General features: G+C 68.0%; 18 protein-coding genes. 4 read left to right on the forward strand and 14 right to left on the reverse strand.

The window, feature by feature from the left end; all coding sequences use genetic code 11:
• Window positions 1-88: 88 nt before the first annotated feature.
• Together ABIC44_RS05700 and ABIC44_RS05705 are read left to right on the forward strand one after the other, a co-directional pair.
• Window positions 89-1,159 (forward strand): type I restriction endonuclease, encoded by a 1,071-nt coding sequence (locus tag ABIC44_RS05700; protein ID WP_309692751.1) that lies wholly within the window; start codon window positions 89-91, stop codon window positions 1,157-1,159.
• Between the two features lie 140 nt (window positions 1,160-1,299).
• Complete coding sequence (locus ABIC44_RS05705; RefSeq protein WP_309692755.1) at window positions 1,300-1,623, forward strand: hypothetical protein; 324 nt, start codon at window positions 1,300-1,302, stop codon at window positions 1,621-1,623.
• A 37-nt stretch (window positions 1,624-1,660) separates the two neighbouring features.
• On the opposite strand, the gene ABIC44_RS05710 is transcribed toward ABIC44_RS05705, so the two are convergent.
• From ABIC44_RS05710 to ABIC44_RS05775, 14 genes are all read right to left on the reverse strand, one after another.
• Entirely contained in the window at window positions 1,661-2,626 is a 966-nt protein-coding gene (locus ABIC44_RS05710; RefSeq protein WP_354294247.1) for a cell wall hydrolase, read from the reverse strand.
• Window positions 2,627-2,727: 101 nt separating this feature from the next.
• Window positions 2,728-5,580, reverse strand: coding sequence for a M16 family metallopeptidase (locus ABIC44_RS05715; RefSeq protein ID WP_354294249.1), 2,853 nt, complete (start codon window positions 5,578-5,580; stop codon window positions 2,728-2,730).
• Window positions 5,581-5,605: 25 nt separating this feature from the next.
• Window positions 5,606-5,818, reverse strand: coding sequence for a hypothetical protein (locus tag ABIC44_RS05720; RefSeq protein WP_307102939.1), 213 nt, complete (start codon window positions 5,816-5,818; stop codon window positions 5,606-5,608).
• 22 nt (window positions 5,819-5,840) lie between these two features.
• Window positions 5,841-6,971 carry a tRNA guanosine(34) transglycosylase Tgt gene (tgt, locus tag ABIC44_RS05725; RefSeq protein ID WP_354294251.1) on the reverse strand — a complete coding sequence of 377 codons (1,131 nt, stop codon included), beginning with the start codon at window positions 6,969-6,971 and terminating at the stop codon, window positions 5,841-5,843.
• Window positions 6,968-7,471 (reverse strand): EF-hand domain-containing protein, encoded by a 504-nt coding sequence (locus tag ABIC44_RS05730; protein WP_354294253.1) that lies wholly within the window; start codon window positions 7,469-7,471, stop codon window positions 6,968-6,970. The genes tgt and ABIC44_RS05730 overlap by 4 nt, the downstream gene beginning before the upstream one ends.
• Window positions 7,468-8,505, reverse strand: a complete 1,038-nt coding sequence (gene queA / locus ABIC44_RS05735; RefSeq protein ID WP_309699155.1) for a tRNA preQ1(34) S-adenosylmethionine ribosyltransferase-isomerase QueA — start codon at window positions 8,503-8,505, stop codon at window positions 7,468-7,470. Before queA ends, ABIC44_RS05730 begins: the two co-directional genes overlap by 4 nt.
• A complete protein-coding gene (locus ABIC44_RS05740) occupies window positions 8,502-9,290 on the reverse strand; it encodes a peptidylprolyl isomerase (protein ID WP_354294255.1) in 789 nt (262 codons plus the stop codon). Before ABIC44_RS05740 ends, queA begins: the two co-directional genes overlap by 4 nt.
• 213 nt (window positions 9,291-9,503) lie before the next feature.
• On the reverse strand, window positions 9,504-10,007 hold the full coding sequence (gene coaD, locus ABIC44_RS05745; protein ID WP_307102949.1) for a pantetheine-phosphate adenylyltransferase: 504 nt from the start codon (window positions 10,005-10,007) through the stop codon (window positions 9,504-9,506).
• On the reverse strand, window positions 10,004-10,903 hold the full coding sequence (locus ABIC44_RS05750) for a polyprenyl synthetase family protein (RefSeq protein WP_354294256.1): 900 nt from the start codon (window positions 10,901-10,903) through the stop codon (window positions 10,004-10,006). The genes coaD and ABIC44_RS05750 overlap by 4 nt, the downstream gene beginning before the upstream one ends.
• A gap of 2 nt (window positions 10,904-10,905) precedes the next feature.
• Entirely contained in the window at window positions 10,906-11,145 is a 240-nt protein-coding gene (locus ABIC44_RS05755; protein ID WP_007406073.1) for an exodeoxyribonuclease VII small subunit, read from the reverse strand.
• A 69-nt stretch (window positions 11,146-11,214) separates the two neighbouring features.
• The gene (locus ABIC44_RS05760; protein WP_309692789.1) at window positions 11,215-11,412 is read right to left on the reverse strand and encodes a hypothetical protein; all 198 of its coding nucleotides are present in this window, start codon (window positions 11,410-11,412) and stop codon (window positions 11,215-11,217) included.
• Complete coding sequence (locus ABIC44_RS05765) at window positions 11,391-13,190, reverse strand: GGDEF domain-containing protein (RefSeq protein ID WP_354294257.1); 1,800 nt, start codon at window positions 13,188-13,190, stop codon at window positions 11,391-11,393. Before ABIC44_RS05765 ends, ABIC44_RS05760 begins: the two co-directional genes overlap by 22 nt.
• Window positions 13,191-13,332: 142 nt before the next feature.
• On the reverse strand, window positions 13,333-15,651 hold the full coding sequence (gene clpA, locus ABIC44_RS05770; RefSeq protein ID WP_354294258.1) for an ATP-dependent Clp protease ATP-binding subunit ClpA: 2,319 nt from the start codon (window positions 15,649-15,651) through the stop codon (window positions 13,333-13,335).
• Between the two features lie 173 nt (window positions 15,652-15,824).
• Window positions 15,825-16,019 carry a DUF1192 domain-containing protein gene (locus ABIC44_RS05775; RefSeq protein WP_309692798.1) on the reverse strand — a complete coding sequence of 65 codons (195 nt, stop codon included), beginning with the start codon at window positions 16,017-16,019 and terminating at the stop codon, window positions 15,825-15,827.
• A gap of 129 nt (window positions 16,020-16,148) precedes the next feature.
• Here ABIC44_RS05775 and ABIC44_RS05780 point away from each other — a divergent pair, with 129 nt between their 5' ends.
• Window positions 16,149-17,132 carry an NAD(P)H-quinone oxidoreductase gene (locus tag ABIC44_RS05780; RefSeq protein ID WP_354294355.1) on the forward strand — a complete coding sequence of 328 codons (984 nt, stop codon included), beginning with the start codon at window positions 16,149-16,151 and terminating at the stop codon, window positions 17,130-17,132.
• A 111-nt stretch (window positions 17,133-17,243) separates the two neighbouring features.
• Entirely contained in the window at window positions 17,244-17,936 is a 693-nt protein-coding gene (locus tag ABIC44_RS05785) for a tetratricopeptide repeat protein (protein ID WP_354294260.1), read from the forward strand.
• Window positions 17,937-18,055: the final 119 nt, after the last annotated feature.

An 18,055-nucleotide genomic window follows, 5' to 3' on the forward strand; every position in this document is an offset into this window, starting at 1 on the left:
GTCGGTCGCCTCCGTTTCGGATGCGACTGCCCGGCCTTTTCGCACCCGCCTCGCCTACGCTGTCGCCGATCAAGGCATGGGGATGGCGATGGATTTGGCGACGAAGCTGGTCGAACTGGAAAAGCGGACCGCGCAGCACCGCGAATTGCTGCTGACCGAGGAAGCGGCCAAGACCGCGCTGGTCATGCCCTTCATCCAGGCGCTGGGCTATGACGTGTTCAACCCGGCCGAGGTGATCCCGGAATTCACCGCCGATGTCGGTATCAAGAAGGGCGAGAAGGTCGATTACGCGCTGGCGATCGACGGCAAGCTGGCCATCCTGATCGAGTGCAAGCCCTCCTCGATCGAACTCGACCTGAAGCACGCCTCGCAACTCTATCGGTATTTTTCCACGACCGAGGCACGGGTGGCGATCCTGACCAACGGGGTCGTCTATCAATTCTATTCCGACACCGAACAGCCCAACAAGATGGACGAGAAGCCGTTCTTCGTCTTCACGATGGACGGCATCCGCCGCACCGATCCGGCGATCCTCGAACGCTTCGCCAAGGCGTCGTTCGACATCGACCTGATCATCGCCGAGGCCGGGCGGCTGAAGCTCCAGTCGCTGCTGCGTATCGAACTGGAGAAGGAGTTCGCGCATCCCTCGGAGGACTTCGTGAGGATGATGATGGCGCGCCTCTATAACGGCCGCGCCAATGCCGCGATGAAGGAGCAATATCACGCCGCGCTGACCAACTCGATCGCGACGCTGATCCGCGACCGGGTGAACGAGCGGCTGACCTCGGCGCTCAACGTCGCCAATCCGATCCCCGACATGATCGAGGAGGGCGCGTCGGACGATATGTCCGAGGGCTCGGGGATCATCACCACCGAGGACGAGATTGCGGGCTTTCGCATCGTCCAGGCGATCGCCGCGCGGCATGTCGACCCGGAGCGGGTGGTGATCCGCGACTCCAAATCCTATTGCGCGGTGCTGCTCGACGACAATAACCGCAAGTCGCTGGTCCGGCTGCACTTCAACAGCCCGACGACGCGCTATGTCGGCACCTTCGAAGGCAAGGTCGAGACACGCCATCCGGTGGCCGCGCTGACCGACATCTATCGGCTGGAAGAGGCGATCGTCGCGCGCATCCGCGAGCTGGCGGGGGCGGCCTGAGGCCAGCGAAGATGAACAAAGTCGAACGAATTGCGACACTTGGCGACATATTCGTGGGGTGGTTGCGATAGCTTTGGGACCAGCGCCACCCATATTGCGGATCGGGCCAGTAATCGCCCGCTTGTTATGGGAGTAACGCTATGAAAGCCATGATCCTCGCGACCCTGGGGTTCGCCACCATCGCGGTTCCGACCGTCGCCGATGCGCAGCGCTGGACCCCTATCGCCCAGCGTCAGGGCCAGCTTCAGGGGCGGATCGATCAGGGTATCCGTTCGGGGGCGCTCAACCGTCGCGAGGCGGATCGGCTGCGGGGCGAGCTTCGCCAGCTCGACCGGCTGGAAAATCGCTATCGCCGCTCGGGCGGGGGGCTGAGCATGTCGGAGCGCAACGATCTCGATCGTCGCTATGCGGTGCTCAGCCGCCAGGTCCGCTTCGAGAAGCATGACCGCAACCATCGCCGCTGATCGGTGAGCAAGACCGCGCCCGCCGCTTCGGGCGCGGTCAGTCGCGTGGCGGCAGCGGGCGGCCGCTGTCCTTCCACTTGTCGAGGATCTGCCCCGACGTCGCCAGCCGATCGCTGATGATCGTATCGCCAGCGGGCGCGGCCCTGGGCGGTTCGGTCGTCGGTCGGGGCGGCGTCGCGACCGGGCTCGCGGATGCGGCAAGCGGCGGCGCGGCCATGGTCGGCGGTGCGATCGCCAGCTCGGCCGGGGCTTCGCTGCGCGCGGACGGCAGGACCGGCACGACCTCGCCCCCGGCATAGCTGCGGTTCATCGCCGCCGCCGTGCCCCAATAGCCTTTCCACCGATGGAAGAGATGCGCGCCGACCATGTCGGTCATCACCATCGCGCGGTTCCAGCCGGGGGCGACCGCGAAGCTGTGATAATGGGTCGCCAGCCCGACCGGCGCATAGACGCTGCCCGCCAGCGCCGCCGCCGCGATCCGCGCCGCGCGTGCCCAGCCCGCCACGGCGGGCGTCCGCGACAGGGCTCCGTCGCAGACGAAGCTGAACTGGCAATGCGCCTGTTCCACCCCCTGATAGACGACGCCGCAGACGCTGGCGGGAAAGGCGGGATGGCGCGCGCGGTTGAGCACGACCTGCGCCACCGCGCGTTGTCCGTCGATGCTCTCGCCACCCGCTTCGTAATAGATGGCGGCGGTCAGGCACTGCATCGCGCGGGCCCGGTCCACGACCGTCGCCCGGCCCCAGCGAAAGGGCTGGGCGGCGACCACGCCGCTGTCCGCCAGGACCGCGCCGGGCGGGATGGGCAGGCTGGGCAGCGCGACGGTGCCGGTGCTGCCGTCGGAGGCGGGGATGGGGCGGGACGGCGCCGTTCCGGGCGCGGGCGCGACCGGCGCGCGAGACGGTCGGGGGGCGGCGTCGTCCCCGCGTCGCCAGGCGGCCTGGGCGGCGAGCATCAGCCCCCCGGCCAGCATCAGGCCCAGCATGGCGAACCATGCCTGCACCAACCGCCTTACTGTCCGCCTCGCCACCCGCAACGCGCCGCCGTCCTTCCCGTCCCGTGGCTTTTCAGCGTGCTATAACGCCTGGGGTTAAGGATTTGGCCTCAACGCAATTTGGGGGTGTCGAGATCGACCGCCGCCGCCGGGATCACCTCCACATCCGGATGCGCCTGGCGTAGCGCGGGCAGGAACTGCTTCGCGTCGCCGACCACCACAATGCTCGCCGCCTTGGGATCGAGCAGGCTGGCCGAGGTCGCCTGCACCGCCGCCGGATCGACCGCCTGGACGCGCGGGATATAGTGGCTGAGCTCGCCCAGCGGCACGCCCTGCAACGTATAGCTGGCCAGGATGTCGGCGATGCCGTCGGTGGTCTCGACCGTCCGGCCGAAGCCGCCGACCAGCACCGCCTGCCGCGTCGCCAGCTCGGCGGGCGGCACCGGCTCGCTGCCCAGCTTGCGCATCTCGGCATCGATCAGGTCCACCACCTCGGCCGCCGAGGGGTTCTTGGTTTGGGTCCGTGCGGAGATCAGGCCGATGTCGCGCCCGGTCGCCACCGAGCTGCCCGCGCCGTAAGCCAGCCCGCGCTTGATGCGGATTTCCTGGTTGAGCCGCGACGAGAAGCCGCCGCCCAGCACCGTATTGGCGACCGCCAGCGGATAATAGCGATCGTCGGCGCGGCGAATGCCCGGGCGGGCCACGACGACCCCGGCCTGTCCGGCATCGGGCATGTCGATGACGACGACGCGCGGCGCGGGGAAGGCGGGTTCGGCCGGGCGGGGCGCGGCGGCCGAGACGCCGGGGGCGCGCCAGTTGCCCAGATAATGCTCGGCCACCTGCCGGGCCCGCGCCGGGGTGATGTCGCCGACCAGCAGCAGCGTGGCCTGTCCGGGCTTCCAACTGCGCGCATAGGCGGCGGTCAGGTCGGCGCGGGTCAGTGCCTTGAGCGAGGCGGGCGTGCCCGACAGGGGCTGGCCATAGGCGCGCGAGCCGTACACCACCCGGTCGGCGACCATCGCGGACAGTTGCGCCGGATTCTTCATCGCCACGTTCAGCCCGTCGATCGACTGGGTCCGCGCGCGCTCGATCTCGTCGGCGGCGAAGGCCGGGTGGGTGGCGACATCGGCCAAGATGGTCATCGCGGTGTCGATCTGCGCCGAGGGGACGGTCAGGTCGATGGTCGCGCCGTCATCGGTGGCGCTGCTGGCGATCGATCCGCCGACGCTTTCGACCGCGCGCGCGATCTGCGTGGCGGAGCGGGTTGTGGTGCCCTTGGTCATCAATTCGGCGGATAGGCTGCTCGCCCCGGCCTTGCCCGTCGGATCGGTCGCCGCACCGCCCAGCGCGACCAGCGAGGCGGTGACCAGCGGCAGGTCGTGCCGCTCGACCGTCACGACGCGCACGCCATTGGCCAGCCGCGTCTCGACCGGCTGGGGCAGGACGGGCGCGATCGGCGCGCCGGGGGCGGGGGGCAGGATGCGCTGCCCCTCGGGCGCCGGGGTCACGACCGGGATGTCGGCGGGCGGGGTCAGCGCGGCGGTCTGGACGGTCGGCGCCAGTTCGATCGGCATTTCCCGGACATTGGCCGGGCGGTCCGAGTCGGGGAGGTAGCGGATCGTCGCGCTCTGCTGATCCTTCAGATAGGCGCGCGCCACGCGCTGGATGTCGGCGGCGGTCACCGTCTGGATTGCGGCGATCTGGCGATCGGCGGCATGGGGATCGCCATCGACGATGACGCTGTTGGCGATCAGGCTGGCCTTGCCCTCGGCCGTCTCGCGCTGCTTGAGCGCGCTGGTCAGCAATTCGTTCTTCGCCTCGGCCAATTCGGTCGCGCTGACGGGCTGGTCGCGCAGGCGGGCGATCTCGCGCTTCAGCGCGGCCTCGCCCTCGGCCACCGGTTTGCCGCTGGCCATCATCGCATAGGCGACGAGGTTGCCGGTCGACTGTTTGGTGTCGAGGAAGGTCGCGGCCGATTGCGCCAGCTGGTCGCGATACACCAGGGTCTCGTACAGCCGCGAGCTTTCGCCCGCCGACAGGATCGCGTTCAGCACCATCAGCGCGGGCGTGTCGGCGCTTCGCTCGGGCGGGATGTGATAGCTGATGAGGACCGCGGGAAGCGGCACATTGGCGTCATAAGCGGTGCGCGACACCGCCGCCGTCCGTGCTGGTTCTGCGACCGTCACGCGCGGAATCGGACCGGCGGGGCGCTTGATGCCCGCGAAATACTGGTCGACCCAGCGGTCGAGCTGCGCAGGATCGAAATTGCCCGACACGACCAGCACGGCATTGTCGGGCCGGTAATAGGTCGCATGGAAGGCGCGGACATCGTCGATGCCCGCCGATTCCAGCTCCTCCAGGCTGCCGATGCCCGGCCGCGCATAGGGATGCGTGGTATAGGCCAGCTTGGGATAATAGATGGAGAACAGCTTGCCATAAGGCTGGGCGAGGGTGCGCTGGCGCAGTTCCTCCTTCACAACGTCGCGCTCGCTGGCGAAGCTCTTGGGCTCGACCACCAGCGCGGCCATCCGGTCCGCCTCGGCGAAGAGCAGGCGTTGCAGGTGGTTGGCGGGCACCACCTCAAAATAATTGGTATAGTCGTCGGCGGTGGAGGCGTTGTTATAGCCGCCAACGTCTTCGGTCAGGCGATCCATCTGTTCGGGGACGAGGTTGCGCGTCGCCTTGAACATCAGATGCTCGAACATGTGCGCAAAGCCCGAGCGGCCCTTGGGATCGTCCTTCGACCCGACATCATACCAGACCTGGACCGAGACATTGGGCGTCGTCGTGTCGCGAATGGCATAGACGCGCAGCCCGTTGGGCAAGGTGCGCGTGGTGAAGGCGATCGGCTTCACGCTTTCCGTGCGCGCCCCCTGTTCACCTTGAGCAGCGGCGGTCTGTGCCCCCGCCAGCGAGGGAGGGGCGGCGACGCCGAGCAGGAGCGCGGCACGGAAAAGGCGCATGAAGACCCTCTTGATGGAGTGCGGGTTACTTGGACTTGTTGCGGTTGCCGTAGAGAACGGCGGCGGCGATCGCGGCCGATCCGATGCCGACGCCCAGACCGATCTTGCCCAGCGGCCAGTTGCGCGTCTTGTCCTTCACCGAGTCGGCGGCGGCTTCGGCCGCGGCGACGGCATGCTCCTTGGCCTCCTTGGCGGCGGCAAGAATTTCGTTGGGGGCGTCTTCGGTATGATCGGTCATGTTACTCTCCTACTCGACCAGCTTATTCCTTGGCAGCGTAGCGCGCCCGGAAGTCGTCCGCAAAGGCCGTGAGCCGCCCCCCGGCGATCGCGCCGCGCAGATCGGCCATCATCTGCTGATAGAACCAGATATTATGCTCGGTCATCAGCATCGCGCCCAGGATCTCGCCCGCGCGGACCAGGTGATGCAGATAGGCGCGGCTATATTGCGCGCAGACCGGGCAACCGCAGGCAGGATCGAGCGGCCCCTGATCCTCGGCGAACCGCGCATTGCGGATGTTGATCGGCCCCGAGCGGGTGAAGGCCTGCCCCGTGCGCCCCGAACGCGTCGGCAGCACGCAGTCGAACATGTCGACCCCGCGCTCCACGGCACCCACGATGTCGGTCGGCTTGCCCACACCCATCAGATAGCGGGGCTTCTCGACCGGCAACTGACCCGGTGCGAAGTCGAGGCAGCCGAACATCGCCTCCTGTCCCTCGCCGACCGCCAGGCCGCCGATCGCATAGCCGTCGAACCCGATATCGATCAGCGCGTCGGCCGACGCCTTGCGGAACCCTTCGTTGAGCGCACCCTGCTGGATGCCGAAGATCGCATTGTCCTCGGCATGCTGCCCGCCCGCGTCGAAGGCATCGCGGCTGCGCCTGGCCCAGCGCATCGAGCGTTCCATCGCGGCGGCCTGCACCTCGCGCGAGGAGGTGGTCGGGACCAGCTCGTCGAACGCCATGACGATGTTCGAGCCCAGCAGCCGCTGGATCTCGATCGATCGTTCGGGGCTGAGCATATGGCGGGTGCCGTCGAGATGGCTCTTGAACGACACGCCGTCCTCGGACCGCTTGGTCAGGTCGGCCAGGCTCATCACCTGATAGCCGCCCGAATCGGTCAGGATCGGCCGGTCCCAGCCCATGAAGCCGTGCAGCCCCCCCAGCCGGTTCACCCGCTCCGCGCCGGGGCGCAGCATCAGGTGATAGGTGTTGCCCAGGATGATGTCCGCCCCGCTGGCGCGCACGTCGCCGGGCTTCATCGCTTTGACGGTGGCGGCGGTGCCGACGGGCATGAAGGCGGGGGTGCGGATCTCACCGCGCTTCATGGTGATGGTGCCGGTGCGGGCGCGACCGTCGGTGGCGTGGATGGCAAAGGAGAAGCGGGCGGTCATTTTCTTCTGTCTCGGGGCGCGAGCGGGCCGGTGGGGCCATTGGCGTCGGCGGGAATGGTGCGGATGGTCAGCGCCTCGGCGCGGCTGATCGCGCCGTCATGGTCGCGATCGAAGCGCGAGAACAGGCGCGAGAAATGCGCCTGCAACTCGGGCAGGGTGATGCGGTTGTCATTGTCCTTGTCGACATCGAACGGGCTGGGCAGCGCGTTGCGGTCGCCCAGCCAGCGTTCGGCCCAGTCGGCGAACTGGAGATAGCCGATCGACCCCTGATGCGCGGTGTCGATGGCGTCGTAGGATCGCTTGACCCCCGCCTCCATCTCCTCGCGCGTGGTCTTTCCGTCGCCGTCCACGTCGAAGGCGGCGATCATCATCGCCACCGGCTCGACCACCATCGTCGCCGGGGTCTGGGCGAAGGGCGCGGGGCGCGCGGTGACGGTCACCGTCTCGTTCGCCCCCGGCACCGGCGTCGCCGCCTGGAGCAGCAGCGCCAGCAGGATCATGCGCGCGGCCCCGGCAGCAACAGCGAGGCGTCGCCATAGGAATAGAAGCGATACGCGTGCGCGATCGCATGGGCATAGGCCGCCTGCATCCGATCCAGCCCCATCAGTGCCGAGACCAGCATGAACAGGGTCGAGCGCGGCAGGTGGAAATTGGTCATCAGCCCGTCGATCCCGCGAAAGCGATAGCCCGGCGTGATGAAGATCGCCGTGTCGCCCTCGAACGGACGGATCACGCCGTCCTCTCCGGCCGCGCTCTCGATCAGCCGGAGCGAGGTGGTGCCGACCGCGATCACCCGGCCGCCGCGCGCCTTGACGGCGTTCAGCCGGTCGGCGGTGGCGGCGTCGATGCGGCCCCATTCGGCGTGCATCTTGTGATCGACCGTGTCGTCGGCCTTGACCGGCAGGAAGGTGCCCGCACCGACATGCAGGGTCAGCGTGGCATGTTCGATCCCTGCGGCCGCCAGCGATTCGAGCAGGCCGGGCGTGAAGTGCAGCGCCGCCGTGGGCGCGGCGACCGCGCCGGGCTCGTTGGCAAACATCGTCTGATAGTCGTCGGCGTCCTTCTCGGTCACGCCCCGCTTCTGCGCGATATAGGGGGGCAGCGGCATGGTGCCCGCCCGCTCCAGCAGCAGCTCGACCGGCTCGTCCCCGGCAAAGTCCAGCGCGAAGCTGCCGTCCTCGGCCCGATCGCGCGCGGTCGCGCTGACCCCGGCGCCGAAGTCGATCACGTCGCCGTCGCGCAGCCGCTTGGCGTTGCGGATGAAGGCGCGCCAGCGCCGCGCCCCCTCGCGCTTGTGCAGCGTCGCGCCGATCTTCGCCTCGCCGCGTATCCCCTCCAGCTGGGCGGGGATGACGCGGGTGTCGTTGAAGACCAGCAGGTCGCCGGGGCGCAGCGCGGCGGGCAGGTCGCTCACCCGCTCGTCACGGGTGGCGTCGCCGTCGAGGACCAGCATCCGCGCCGAATCGCGCGGGGAGGCCGGGTAAAGCGCGATCCGCTCGGGCGGCAGCGCGAAGTCGAAGAGATCTACGTTCACTTGGTGGCCGTTGCCGCCTTCTTGGCCGGGGCCGCCTTGGGGGCGGAACGACGGGCCGGAGCGGGCCGGGGCGCGGGTTTCGTCGCAGGGGCCGCGCCGGGCAGCGTCACCGGCGCGCCCAGGCTGGGGGCGGCGACGGGGGCGGGGACATAGGCGGGGGGATTGTCGGCCGCGACATAGGCGTGGACGATCCGGCTGGGGTTCGCGGGCGGCTCGCCACGCTCGATCTTGTCGACATATTGCATGCCGTCGATCACCCGGCCGAACACCGTGTACTTCTTGTCGAGCGAGAAGCGCGGCTGGAAGACGATGTAGAACTGGCTATTGGCGCTGTTGGGATCGTCGGCGCGCGCGGCGGCGACTGATCCGCGGACATGCGGCAGATAGTTGAACTCGGCGGGAACGTTGGGCAGGTCCGACCCGCCGGTGCCGTCGCCCTTGGGGTCGCCGCCCTGCGCCATGAAGCCGTCGATCACGCGGTGGAAGGTCAGCCCGTCATAGAAATGGCGACGGGTCAGCGTCTTGATCCGCTCGACCATCTTGGGCGCGACATCGGGACGCAGCCAGATCGTCACCCGGCCGCCGGTCGACAGGTCGAGCAGCCAGAGATTCTCCTTGTCGGTGACGGGCGGCGGGGCCGGCCGGCCGGTGACATTGTCCTCCAGCACCTGTGCCGCCTTGGCGGGAGTGGTGAATTTGGGCTGGGCCTGGGACCTGCTTTGGGCCTGTGCCGGAACGGCGATCAGGCTGGCCATCATCATGGCAAGAGCGGCGAGAACGCGCATCACATCTCTACGACAAGGAAAGGAATGGGGAGGCTGTAGAGCAAATCGCCCCTTGCGCCAATCTGAACCTTTTCGAGGATCAACTCCTCCCCGGCACGGGGAGGGGACCGTTGCGAAGCGATGGTGGAGGGGGTGTGCGGCAAAGGACGCCGGTTGCGGAGAGCCCCCTCCGTCAGCGCTGCGCCCTGCCACCTCCCCGTGCCGGGGAGGATCCTAAGATCCCTTGCGGCCGATCTTCTCGACCCGCGCGACGACATCCTCGCGCACCGCGGGGGTCACGAACTTGGCGATATTGCCGCCATAGAGCGCGATCTCCTTGACCAGGCGGCTGGCGATGGGTTGCAGCGCGACATCGGCCATCAGGAAGACGGTCTCGACGCGCGGATTGATCTGCTGGTTCATCCCCGCCATCTGATATTCATATTCGAAATCGGCGACCGCGCGCAGGCCCCGGACGATGACCTTGGCGCCCTCGCGCTCGGCAAAGTCCATCAGCAGCGAATCGAAGGCGACGACATGAATCTCGCCCGCCACACCGGCGACCTCGCGGCGGACCATCTCCATCCGCTCGTCCAGCGTGAACATGGGCGACTTGGAGGGATTGGTGGTGACGCCGATCACCAGCCGGTCGACCAGCTTCGCGCCGCGCCGGATGATGTCCATATGGCCCAGCGTGACGGGGTCGAAGGTGCCGGGATAGACGCCGATCCGGGTCATCGGTCGCGCTCCACGACATAGGCGGCGATGGCGCGGAGCAGGTCGGCCTCGGGGCCGTAGTCGCGCAAATGCTCGATCGCCTGGGCGACCAGCATCCGGCACTGTTCGCGCGCGCGCTCGACGCCGAGCAGGCTGAGGAAGGTGGCCTTGCCCGCGTCCTCGTCCTTGCGCAGCTTCTTGCCCGCCGCCGCCTCGTCCCCCTCGGCGTCGAGCAGGTCGTCGGCGATCTGGAAGGCCAGACCCAGGTCGTGCGCATAGCCGCGCAGATGGATGCGGCCCTCGGGCGCGACGCGTCCCAGGATCGCGCCCGCCTCGACCGCGGCGCAGATCAGCGCGCCGGTCTTCATCTGCTGGAGCCGGGTGACGGTGGCGAGGTCGAACACTTGCCGCTCGGCCTCCAGGTCCATCATCTGCCCGCCCGCCATGCCGCTGGGGCCCGAGGCGCGGGCGAGGTCGAGGATCAATTCGGACCGGACGAAGGGATCGGCATGGGTCGACGGATCGGCCAGTATCTCGAAGGCCAGCGCGTGGAGGCAGTCGCCCGCCAGGATCGCGGTCGCCTCGTCGAACGCCTTGTGGACGGTCGGCTTGCCGCGCCGTAGGTCGTCATCGTCCATCGCGGGCAGATCGTCATGGATCAGCGAATAGACATGGATCGCCTCCAGCGCGGTCGCGACCCAGCCCGCACAGTCGCGGTCCACGTCGAACAGATGCGCGGTGGCGAAGACGAGGAGCGGGCGCAGCCGCTTGCCCCCGCCGATCGCGGCATGGCGCATCGCGGCATAGAGCGAGGCGCGGGGATCGCCCGGATCGGCCAGCACCTGCGCGAAGCGGCGGTCGATATCCTTGGCGACCTCGGCCAGCGCGCCCGACAGGGTCGTGGCGGTCAGCGTCACGCTCAACCCGCCTGGAACGGGCGGGTGCCCGCAGCCTTGCCTTCGGCGTCGAGGCGGATCGCCTCGATCCGGGCCTGGGCGGCGTCGAGCCGCTCGGCGCAACGCTGACGCAGACGGTCGCCGCGCTCATAGAGGCGGATCGATTCGTCGAGCGTCGCTTCGCCGCTTTCCAGTCGGCCGACGATCCTCTCCAGTTCCTTGAGGGCGTCCTCGAACGTCAGTTCTTCGATGGGCGTATCCATGACGTCGCTATGCGGCACGCATCCGGCGCGCGCAAGGATGCTTGATCCATCCTTATGCCGCGCCTGTCCCTATCGGAGTCGGTCGACGGTCCAGGTGTAGAGGAACGAGACGCTGAGCAGCCCCAGATCGACCGCCGCCTGCACCCGGCGCGGCGACCGGTCGGTCAGGTCATGGGTGATGAGGCGGATATCGGCGGTCGGATGGCGATAGGCGAGCGCGACCAGCGCCAGCACCGCCATTCCCATCACGATCCGCCGTTCGCGCACGCCCCCGTCTCCCCGCGCGCCGGTCTAGGCCGTGTCCGGACGAGCGGCAAGGGGGCTGCGGGGCGGCTTTCCGCCATCCCGCCGGTCATCGGGAGGGAGCGGCCCCGGCACGCCCTATCGCGCCCGCAATTCTTGGCGGCGTAGAGCGCCTGATCCGCCTCGCGGTAGATCGCCCTCCAGTCCGTCTCGTCCAGCATCGGGCCGGTGCACAGCCCCAGGCTGGCGGTGACCTTCAGCCCCGAGGGATAGGCGACCTCGCGCAGCCGGGCGAGCAGCTGGTCGATGTCCGGTCCACGCGCGGCGTCGGTCAGCAGCGCGAACTCCTCGCCGCCGATCCGGGCGATCAGCGTGTCGGGGCCGACCAGATCGACCAGCGCATGCGCAAAGCCGCGGAGGACCTCGTCGCCGCCGTCATGGCCCAGCTGGTCGTTGATCCGCTTGAAATGATCGATATCGACCAGGATCAGCGTCTGCGGCCCGCTGCGCCCGATGGCTTGGTCGAGAAAGGCGCGGCGGTTGAACAGCCCGGTCAGCGAATCGGTATCCGCCAGCCGCCGCGCGACCCGCTCGTCGGCGCGCGCCAGGTCGCGGTCGCGGCTGAGCAGATAGATGCGATAGGCGACGCCCAGGCTGGCGATCAGCGCCTCGGCCCCCATCGACAGCACCGTCGACTGGTCGATCCATGGTCGCCAGGCGATCAGATGCGCGGCGTGGAGCAGCCGGAACATGGCAAAAACGATCGGCGCGCCCCATGCGAAGGCGAAGGCCCAGAGGAAATTGCTCCGTCGCCGCCAGGCCTGGACCAGCACCGCGATCAGGAAGAACAACAGGATGAGGAAGCCGAAGACCACGGCCTGGTCGAGCGGCAGGATCCAGCGCGGCGCGAGCAGCGCGAAGGCGACGTTGGGAATGGCGATCAGCACGAACGACATGATCGCCAACCGGTCCAGCCAGCCCTCGAACACCTTCCGCTCGAAGAAGTGGCGCGCGAAGATGACCAGGGTCAGCGCGACCCCGCCCAGCATGATGGCGTTCCATCGGTGCCGCTCGTTATTGTCCAGCCAGGGCAGCCACTGGCCGATCAGCCCCGACGACGCCAGCGCATAGCCGGTGATGAAGAACAGCAACAGGCAATAGACGGGCTGGAGCGGCTGGCGCAGCGCGGGCCAGAGCGCGAGATTATAGACCGCCAGTCCGATCACCATCCCCATGATCAGGCCATAGATCAGCCCCAGCGAGGATTCGGTCGCCAGCATGTCGCCATGACGGGCCAGACGCGCGCCGCGCACGACGCCGCGCATGTTCGCCGCGCCATGCGCCTCCCACAGGATGCGGACCGGCCGCGCCCCCTCGCGCGGCAGGGGGACGCCGATCATCGCGCCCAGCAGCAGATAGGGAGAGGTGGTCGCGCTGGTATAGGCGACCCGGCGCATCTGGCCGTCGGCATAGAGGATATGCAGGGTCGTCGCGTCCTGCCAGGTGCTGGCGAAGCGGACCGCCAGCCGAACGCGCGGATCGCCGGCAATCACCGGCAGCGGCTGGGAGAGCACCCAATAGTCGCCGACACCATAAGAGGACTGGTCGCTTCGGCAGTCGAAACGCTGCGGGGCTGCCAGCATCGCCTGCGGCGTATCGCCGGGGTGGATGGGCCGGATACAGGTGGTCAGCGGTTGGCCCACCTGTGCCCGCGCGGCGGACAATGGCACAAGGCCCAGCATGATCGCCAGAATCAGCGTGCCAATCCTGGTCAGCCATCCACCACCCATGGCGCGGACCATATCATGGCTTAATTTAAATTCGGCTTAAATTTTATGAGTGTGTGGTTAACGGTTTGATCTGGGAAAGCCGCCGCATCGGCCCTTCGCACGGACACCCGAAAAAAGGGCCGGGTGATGTCACCCGGCCCGATCATGTCGGCGATCAGCCTGCGTCGACTTCCGCCGGCTTGCCGCCCTTCTTGCGCGGCTTCTTCGGCGCGGCGGGTTCGATCGCGAAGGACAGCGCGCCGTCCTTCATCCTCACCGTCACCTCGCCGCCATGGACCAGCTTGCCGAACAGCAGTTCCTCGGCCAGCGGCTGCTTGATCTTCTCCTGGATCAAACGGCCCATCGGACGCGCGCCATACAGGCGGTCATAGCCCTTTTCGGTGAGCCAGCTCTTCGCCGCTTCGTCCAGACTGATATGGACGTGACGATCGGCCAGTTGCAGTTCGAGCTGGAGGATGAACTTATCCACCACCCGCGCCACGACCTCGGGCGGGAGATAGCCGAAGGGTACGATCGCATCGAGGCGGTTGCGGAATTCCGGCGAGAACATCTTCTGCACCGCCTGCTCGTCTTCGCCCTCGCGGGTGAGGTTGCCGAACCCGACCGTCTCGCGCGCCATGTCGGCGGCGCCCGCATTGGTCGTCATGATGATGATCGTGTTGCGGAAATCGACCGTCTTGCCGTGGTGATCGGTCAGCTTTCCATTGTCCATCACCTGCAACAGGATGTTGAACAGATCGGGATGCGCCTTCTCGATCTCGTCGAGCAGCAGCACCGAATGCGGATTCTGGTCGACCGCATCGGTCAGCAGCCCACCCTGGTCATAGCCGACATAGCCCGGAGGGGCACCGATCAGACGGCTGACCGAGTGACGCTCCATATATTCGGACATGTCGAACCGCTGGAGCGGAATGCCCAGGATCGTCGCCAGCTGCCGTGCAACCTCGGTCTTGCCGACGCCGGTGGGGCCGGTGAACAGATAGTTGCCGATCGGCTTGTCGGGATCGCGCAGGCCCGCCCGGCTAAGCTTGATCGCCGAGGACAGATTCTCGATCGCGGCATTCTGGCCGAACACCACCCGCTTGAGATCGGTCTCCAGCGTCTCCAGCTGCTGGCGGTCGTCGGTCGACACGCTCTTGGGCGGGATGCGCGCCATGGTGGCGATCACGGCCTCGATCTCCTTGGGGGTGATCGTCTTCTTACGCTTGCTGACCGGCACCAGCATCTGCATCGCGCCCACTTCGTCGATCACGTCGATCGCCTTGTCGGGTAGCTTGCGGTCGTTGATGTAGCGCGCCGACAGCTCGACCGCCGACTTGATCGCGTCGGGCGTGTACTTGACCTGATGGTGATCCTCGAACGCCGAGCGGAGCCCCGCCAGGATCTTGATCGTGTCCTCGATCGTCGGCTCGTTCACGTCGATCTTCTGGAACCGGCGCAGCAGCGCGCGGTCCTTTTCGAAGTGGTTGCGGAACTCCTTATAGGTCGTCGAGCCGATGCAGCGGATCGTGCCGCCCGACAGAGCGGGCTTGAGCAGGTTCGACGCATCCATCGCCCCGCCGCTGGTCGCGCCAGCGCCGATGACGGTGTGGATCTCGTCGATGAAGAGCACCGCGTGGGGCAGCTTCTCCAGCTCGTTGACGACCGCCTTCAGTCGCTCCTCGAAATCGCCGCGATACCGCGTGCCCGCCAGCAGCGCGCCCATGTCGAGCGAGTAGATGACGGCGTTCAGCAGCACCTCGGGCACATTGCCCTCGATGATCTTGCGCGCCAGCCCTTCGGCGATGGCGGTCTTGCCGACGCCGGGATCGCCCACATAGAGCGGGTTGTTCTTCGACCGGCGGCACAGGATCTGGACGGTACGGTCCACCTCGGGCCCGCGCCCGATCAGCGGATCGACCTTGCCCAGCTTGGCCTTTTCGTTGAGGTCGACGGTGAACTGCTTGAGCGCGCTTTCACCCTTGCCCTTCTCAGTAGGCTTGGCGGGCTTTTCCTCCTCGACGCCCTTGGGCGGGGTCGACTCGCTTGTCGCACTACCCTTGCCGACGCCGTGGCTGATGAAGCTGACCGCGTCCAGGCGGCTCATATCCTGCTGCTGGAGGAAATAGACGGCATAGGATTCGCGTTCGGAGAACAAGGCGACCAGCACGTTCGCGCCGGTCACCTCGTCGCGGCCCGAGGACTGGACGTGCAGGATCGCGCGCTGGACGACGCGCTGGAACCCGCTGGTGGGGGAGGGGTCGGTCGCCGCCTCGACCTTCAGCGCGTCGAGTTCGGTGTCGAGATACTGGGCGACCGTCGCCTTCAGCTCGCCCAGGTCGACATGGCATGCCTCCATCACCTTGGAGGCATGGTCGTCGTCGATCAGCGCGAGGAGGAGGTGCTCCAGCGTGGCATATTCGTGGCGCCGCACGGTCGCGGCTTCCAGCGCCTTGTGAAGCGTGGTCTCGAGCGCGGGGGCGAAAGATGGCATCTACGATACTCCTTCCGAAGCGCCATGGACTGACGCCTCGTTTCGACCAATGTCGGGATGGTTCGCCCCGGCATCAAGCGGGTGTAACGCGCGGCGGCTGAACAAAGCGTATCGCGCGAACGAAAATATGGGACCGCCTCGGAGCGTGCGCGCCGGGTGGGGCCCCCCTTGCGTCACCGCTTGAACAGCGCGTCGGCGCTGGCGCGGTGGAGTGCGGCGCGGTCGATGTGGCGGCGGGTCCGTTCGATCTCCTGCTCCAGCACCGCGATCCGCGTCTCCAGCTCGGCGAGCGAGAGCGGATCGAGATCGGTCCGGACCAGCATGGTCAGGCTGTCGGGAATGCGGATCGGGGAGTCGTCCTGTTCCATATCGGGATGCAGCGTTGACCCGGTCGCCGCCGATGTCAATAACGGGGCGACATGGCGACGTTCACGAAGGGGCGGTAATCGGTGCACGCGGATAACGACGTGATGGGGATCGGTGATCTCCCCGAGATGATGACCGCGATCGATCCCGAAGCGGCGGGCGGGCCGGAGGTGCTGGTCCCGACCCGTCGGCCGACCCCGCGGCCCGGTGCGGGCGAAGTGCTGATCCGGATCGCCGCCGCCGGGGTCAACCGGCCCGATGTGATGCAGCGCCAGGGGCTCTATCCGCCGCCGCCGGGCGCGCCCTCCATCCCCGGTCTGGAAGTCGCGGGCGAGGTCGTCGCGATCGGCGAGGGCGTCGGGCCCGAGCTGCTGGGCCAGCCGGTCTGCGCGCTGATCGGCGGCGGCGGCTATGCCGAATATGCGGTGGCGGTGGCCGAGCACTGCCTGCCCGTGCCCAACGGCCTGTCGATGGTGCAGGCGGCGGCGCTGCCCGAGACGCTGTTCACCGTGTGGACCAATGTCTTCGAGCGCGCCTATGCCCGCGAGGGCGAGACGCTGCTCGTCCATGGCGGGACCAGCGGCATCGGCACCATGGCGATCCTGCTGGGCAAGCTGTTCGGCCTGACGGTGATCGTCACCGCCGGATCGGACGACAAATGCGCGGCCGCCGAAAAGCTCGGCGCGGCCAGGGCGATCAACTATCGCACCGGGGATTTCGTCGAGGCGGTCCAGGCCTTCACCGGCGGCAAGGGTGTGGACATCGTCCTCGACATGGTCGGCGGCGATTATGTGCCGCGCAACCTGAAATGCCTGGGCGAGGAGGGGCGGCATGTCTCGATCGCGGTACAGCGCGGCGCGAAGGCCGAAATCCCGCTCTGGGAGGTGATGCGTCGCCGCCTGATCCTGACCGGATCGACGCTGCGCGGCCGGGATGCCGAGTTCAAGGCGATGGTCGCCGACGAGCTGGCGCGGATCGTCTGGCCGCATGTCGAGGAAGGGCGGCTGCGCCCGGTCATCGATCGCAGCTTTCCGCTGGTGCAGGCCGCGGACGCGCATCGCCGGATGGAAGCGGGCGACCATATGGGCAAGATCGTCCTGACGATCGGCGAATAATCCGATCTGCCCATTTCGGACTGTGATCGACCGGGGTAACGGATCGGACGAGCGAATCGGCCGGGTCGGCCCGATCCGTTCGGTCTGCACGATTGGCCAAGGGGGATGCGAATGCTGCGATGGGGGCTGGCCGCCGGGATCGTGATGGCGGGCAATATGGCGGCGATACCCGCCGCTGCCCAGTCGGCGCGCGACATCCTGACCCAGGCTTCCTTCGCCGATACCGACGAGGCGAGCGCGTTGCGCCGGGTGACGCTGGCCTATGCGACCGCCGGCAATATGCTCAAGCACAGCCCCGACGACCACGAGGCGCTGCTGATGCGCGCCACCGCGCTGGGCTACCGCGCCAAGCTGACCGGCAACCGCACCGACGCGCTCGCCGCGCGGCGTCAGTTCGAGGCGCTGATCGCGGAGAATCCCCGCGACGCCGAGGCGCAGCTGGCGCTGGGCGCCTGGCATATCGGCGCGGTCAAGAAGCTGGGGGCGATCGTCGGGCGCGCGGCGCTCGGGGCGCAGCGGGGGGCGGGCTTCGCCCTGCTCGACCGGGCGATCGCGCTCGGCGGCGACCGGGCCTTGTTCCCCGGACTGGCGGCGCTGCTGCGGCTGGAGCTCGATCCGCGCGACCCGCGTGGCCGCGCACTGGCCGAGGCGGCGGCGCATGCCGCGACGGTGACGCCAATCGACCGCATCCTGCAACGCGCCGCCATCGCCGTGCTGACGCCGGTGCGCGCGGGCGATGGTCCCGCAACCCGCAGGCTGGCCTCGCAGCTTCTGCCCTTCGGACGATTCGACGACGATAATTGATGCGAGGCGGGGCCGCCGGGGTGCTGGACGGGGCAAGGGCAGGGGCGTATGAGACACTGTTTCGGTCACTTTGTGGCGCCGCACCTTGCTCTTGGAGGCGGCTCGCATTAGATTTGCCG

This window comes from Sphingomonas sp. 1185, assembly GCF_040544655.1.
Taxonomy (GTDB): domain Bacteria; phylum Pseudomonadota; class Alphaproteobacteria; order Sphingomonadales; family Sphingomonadaceae; genus Sphingomonas.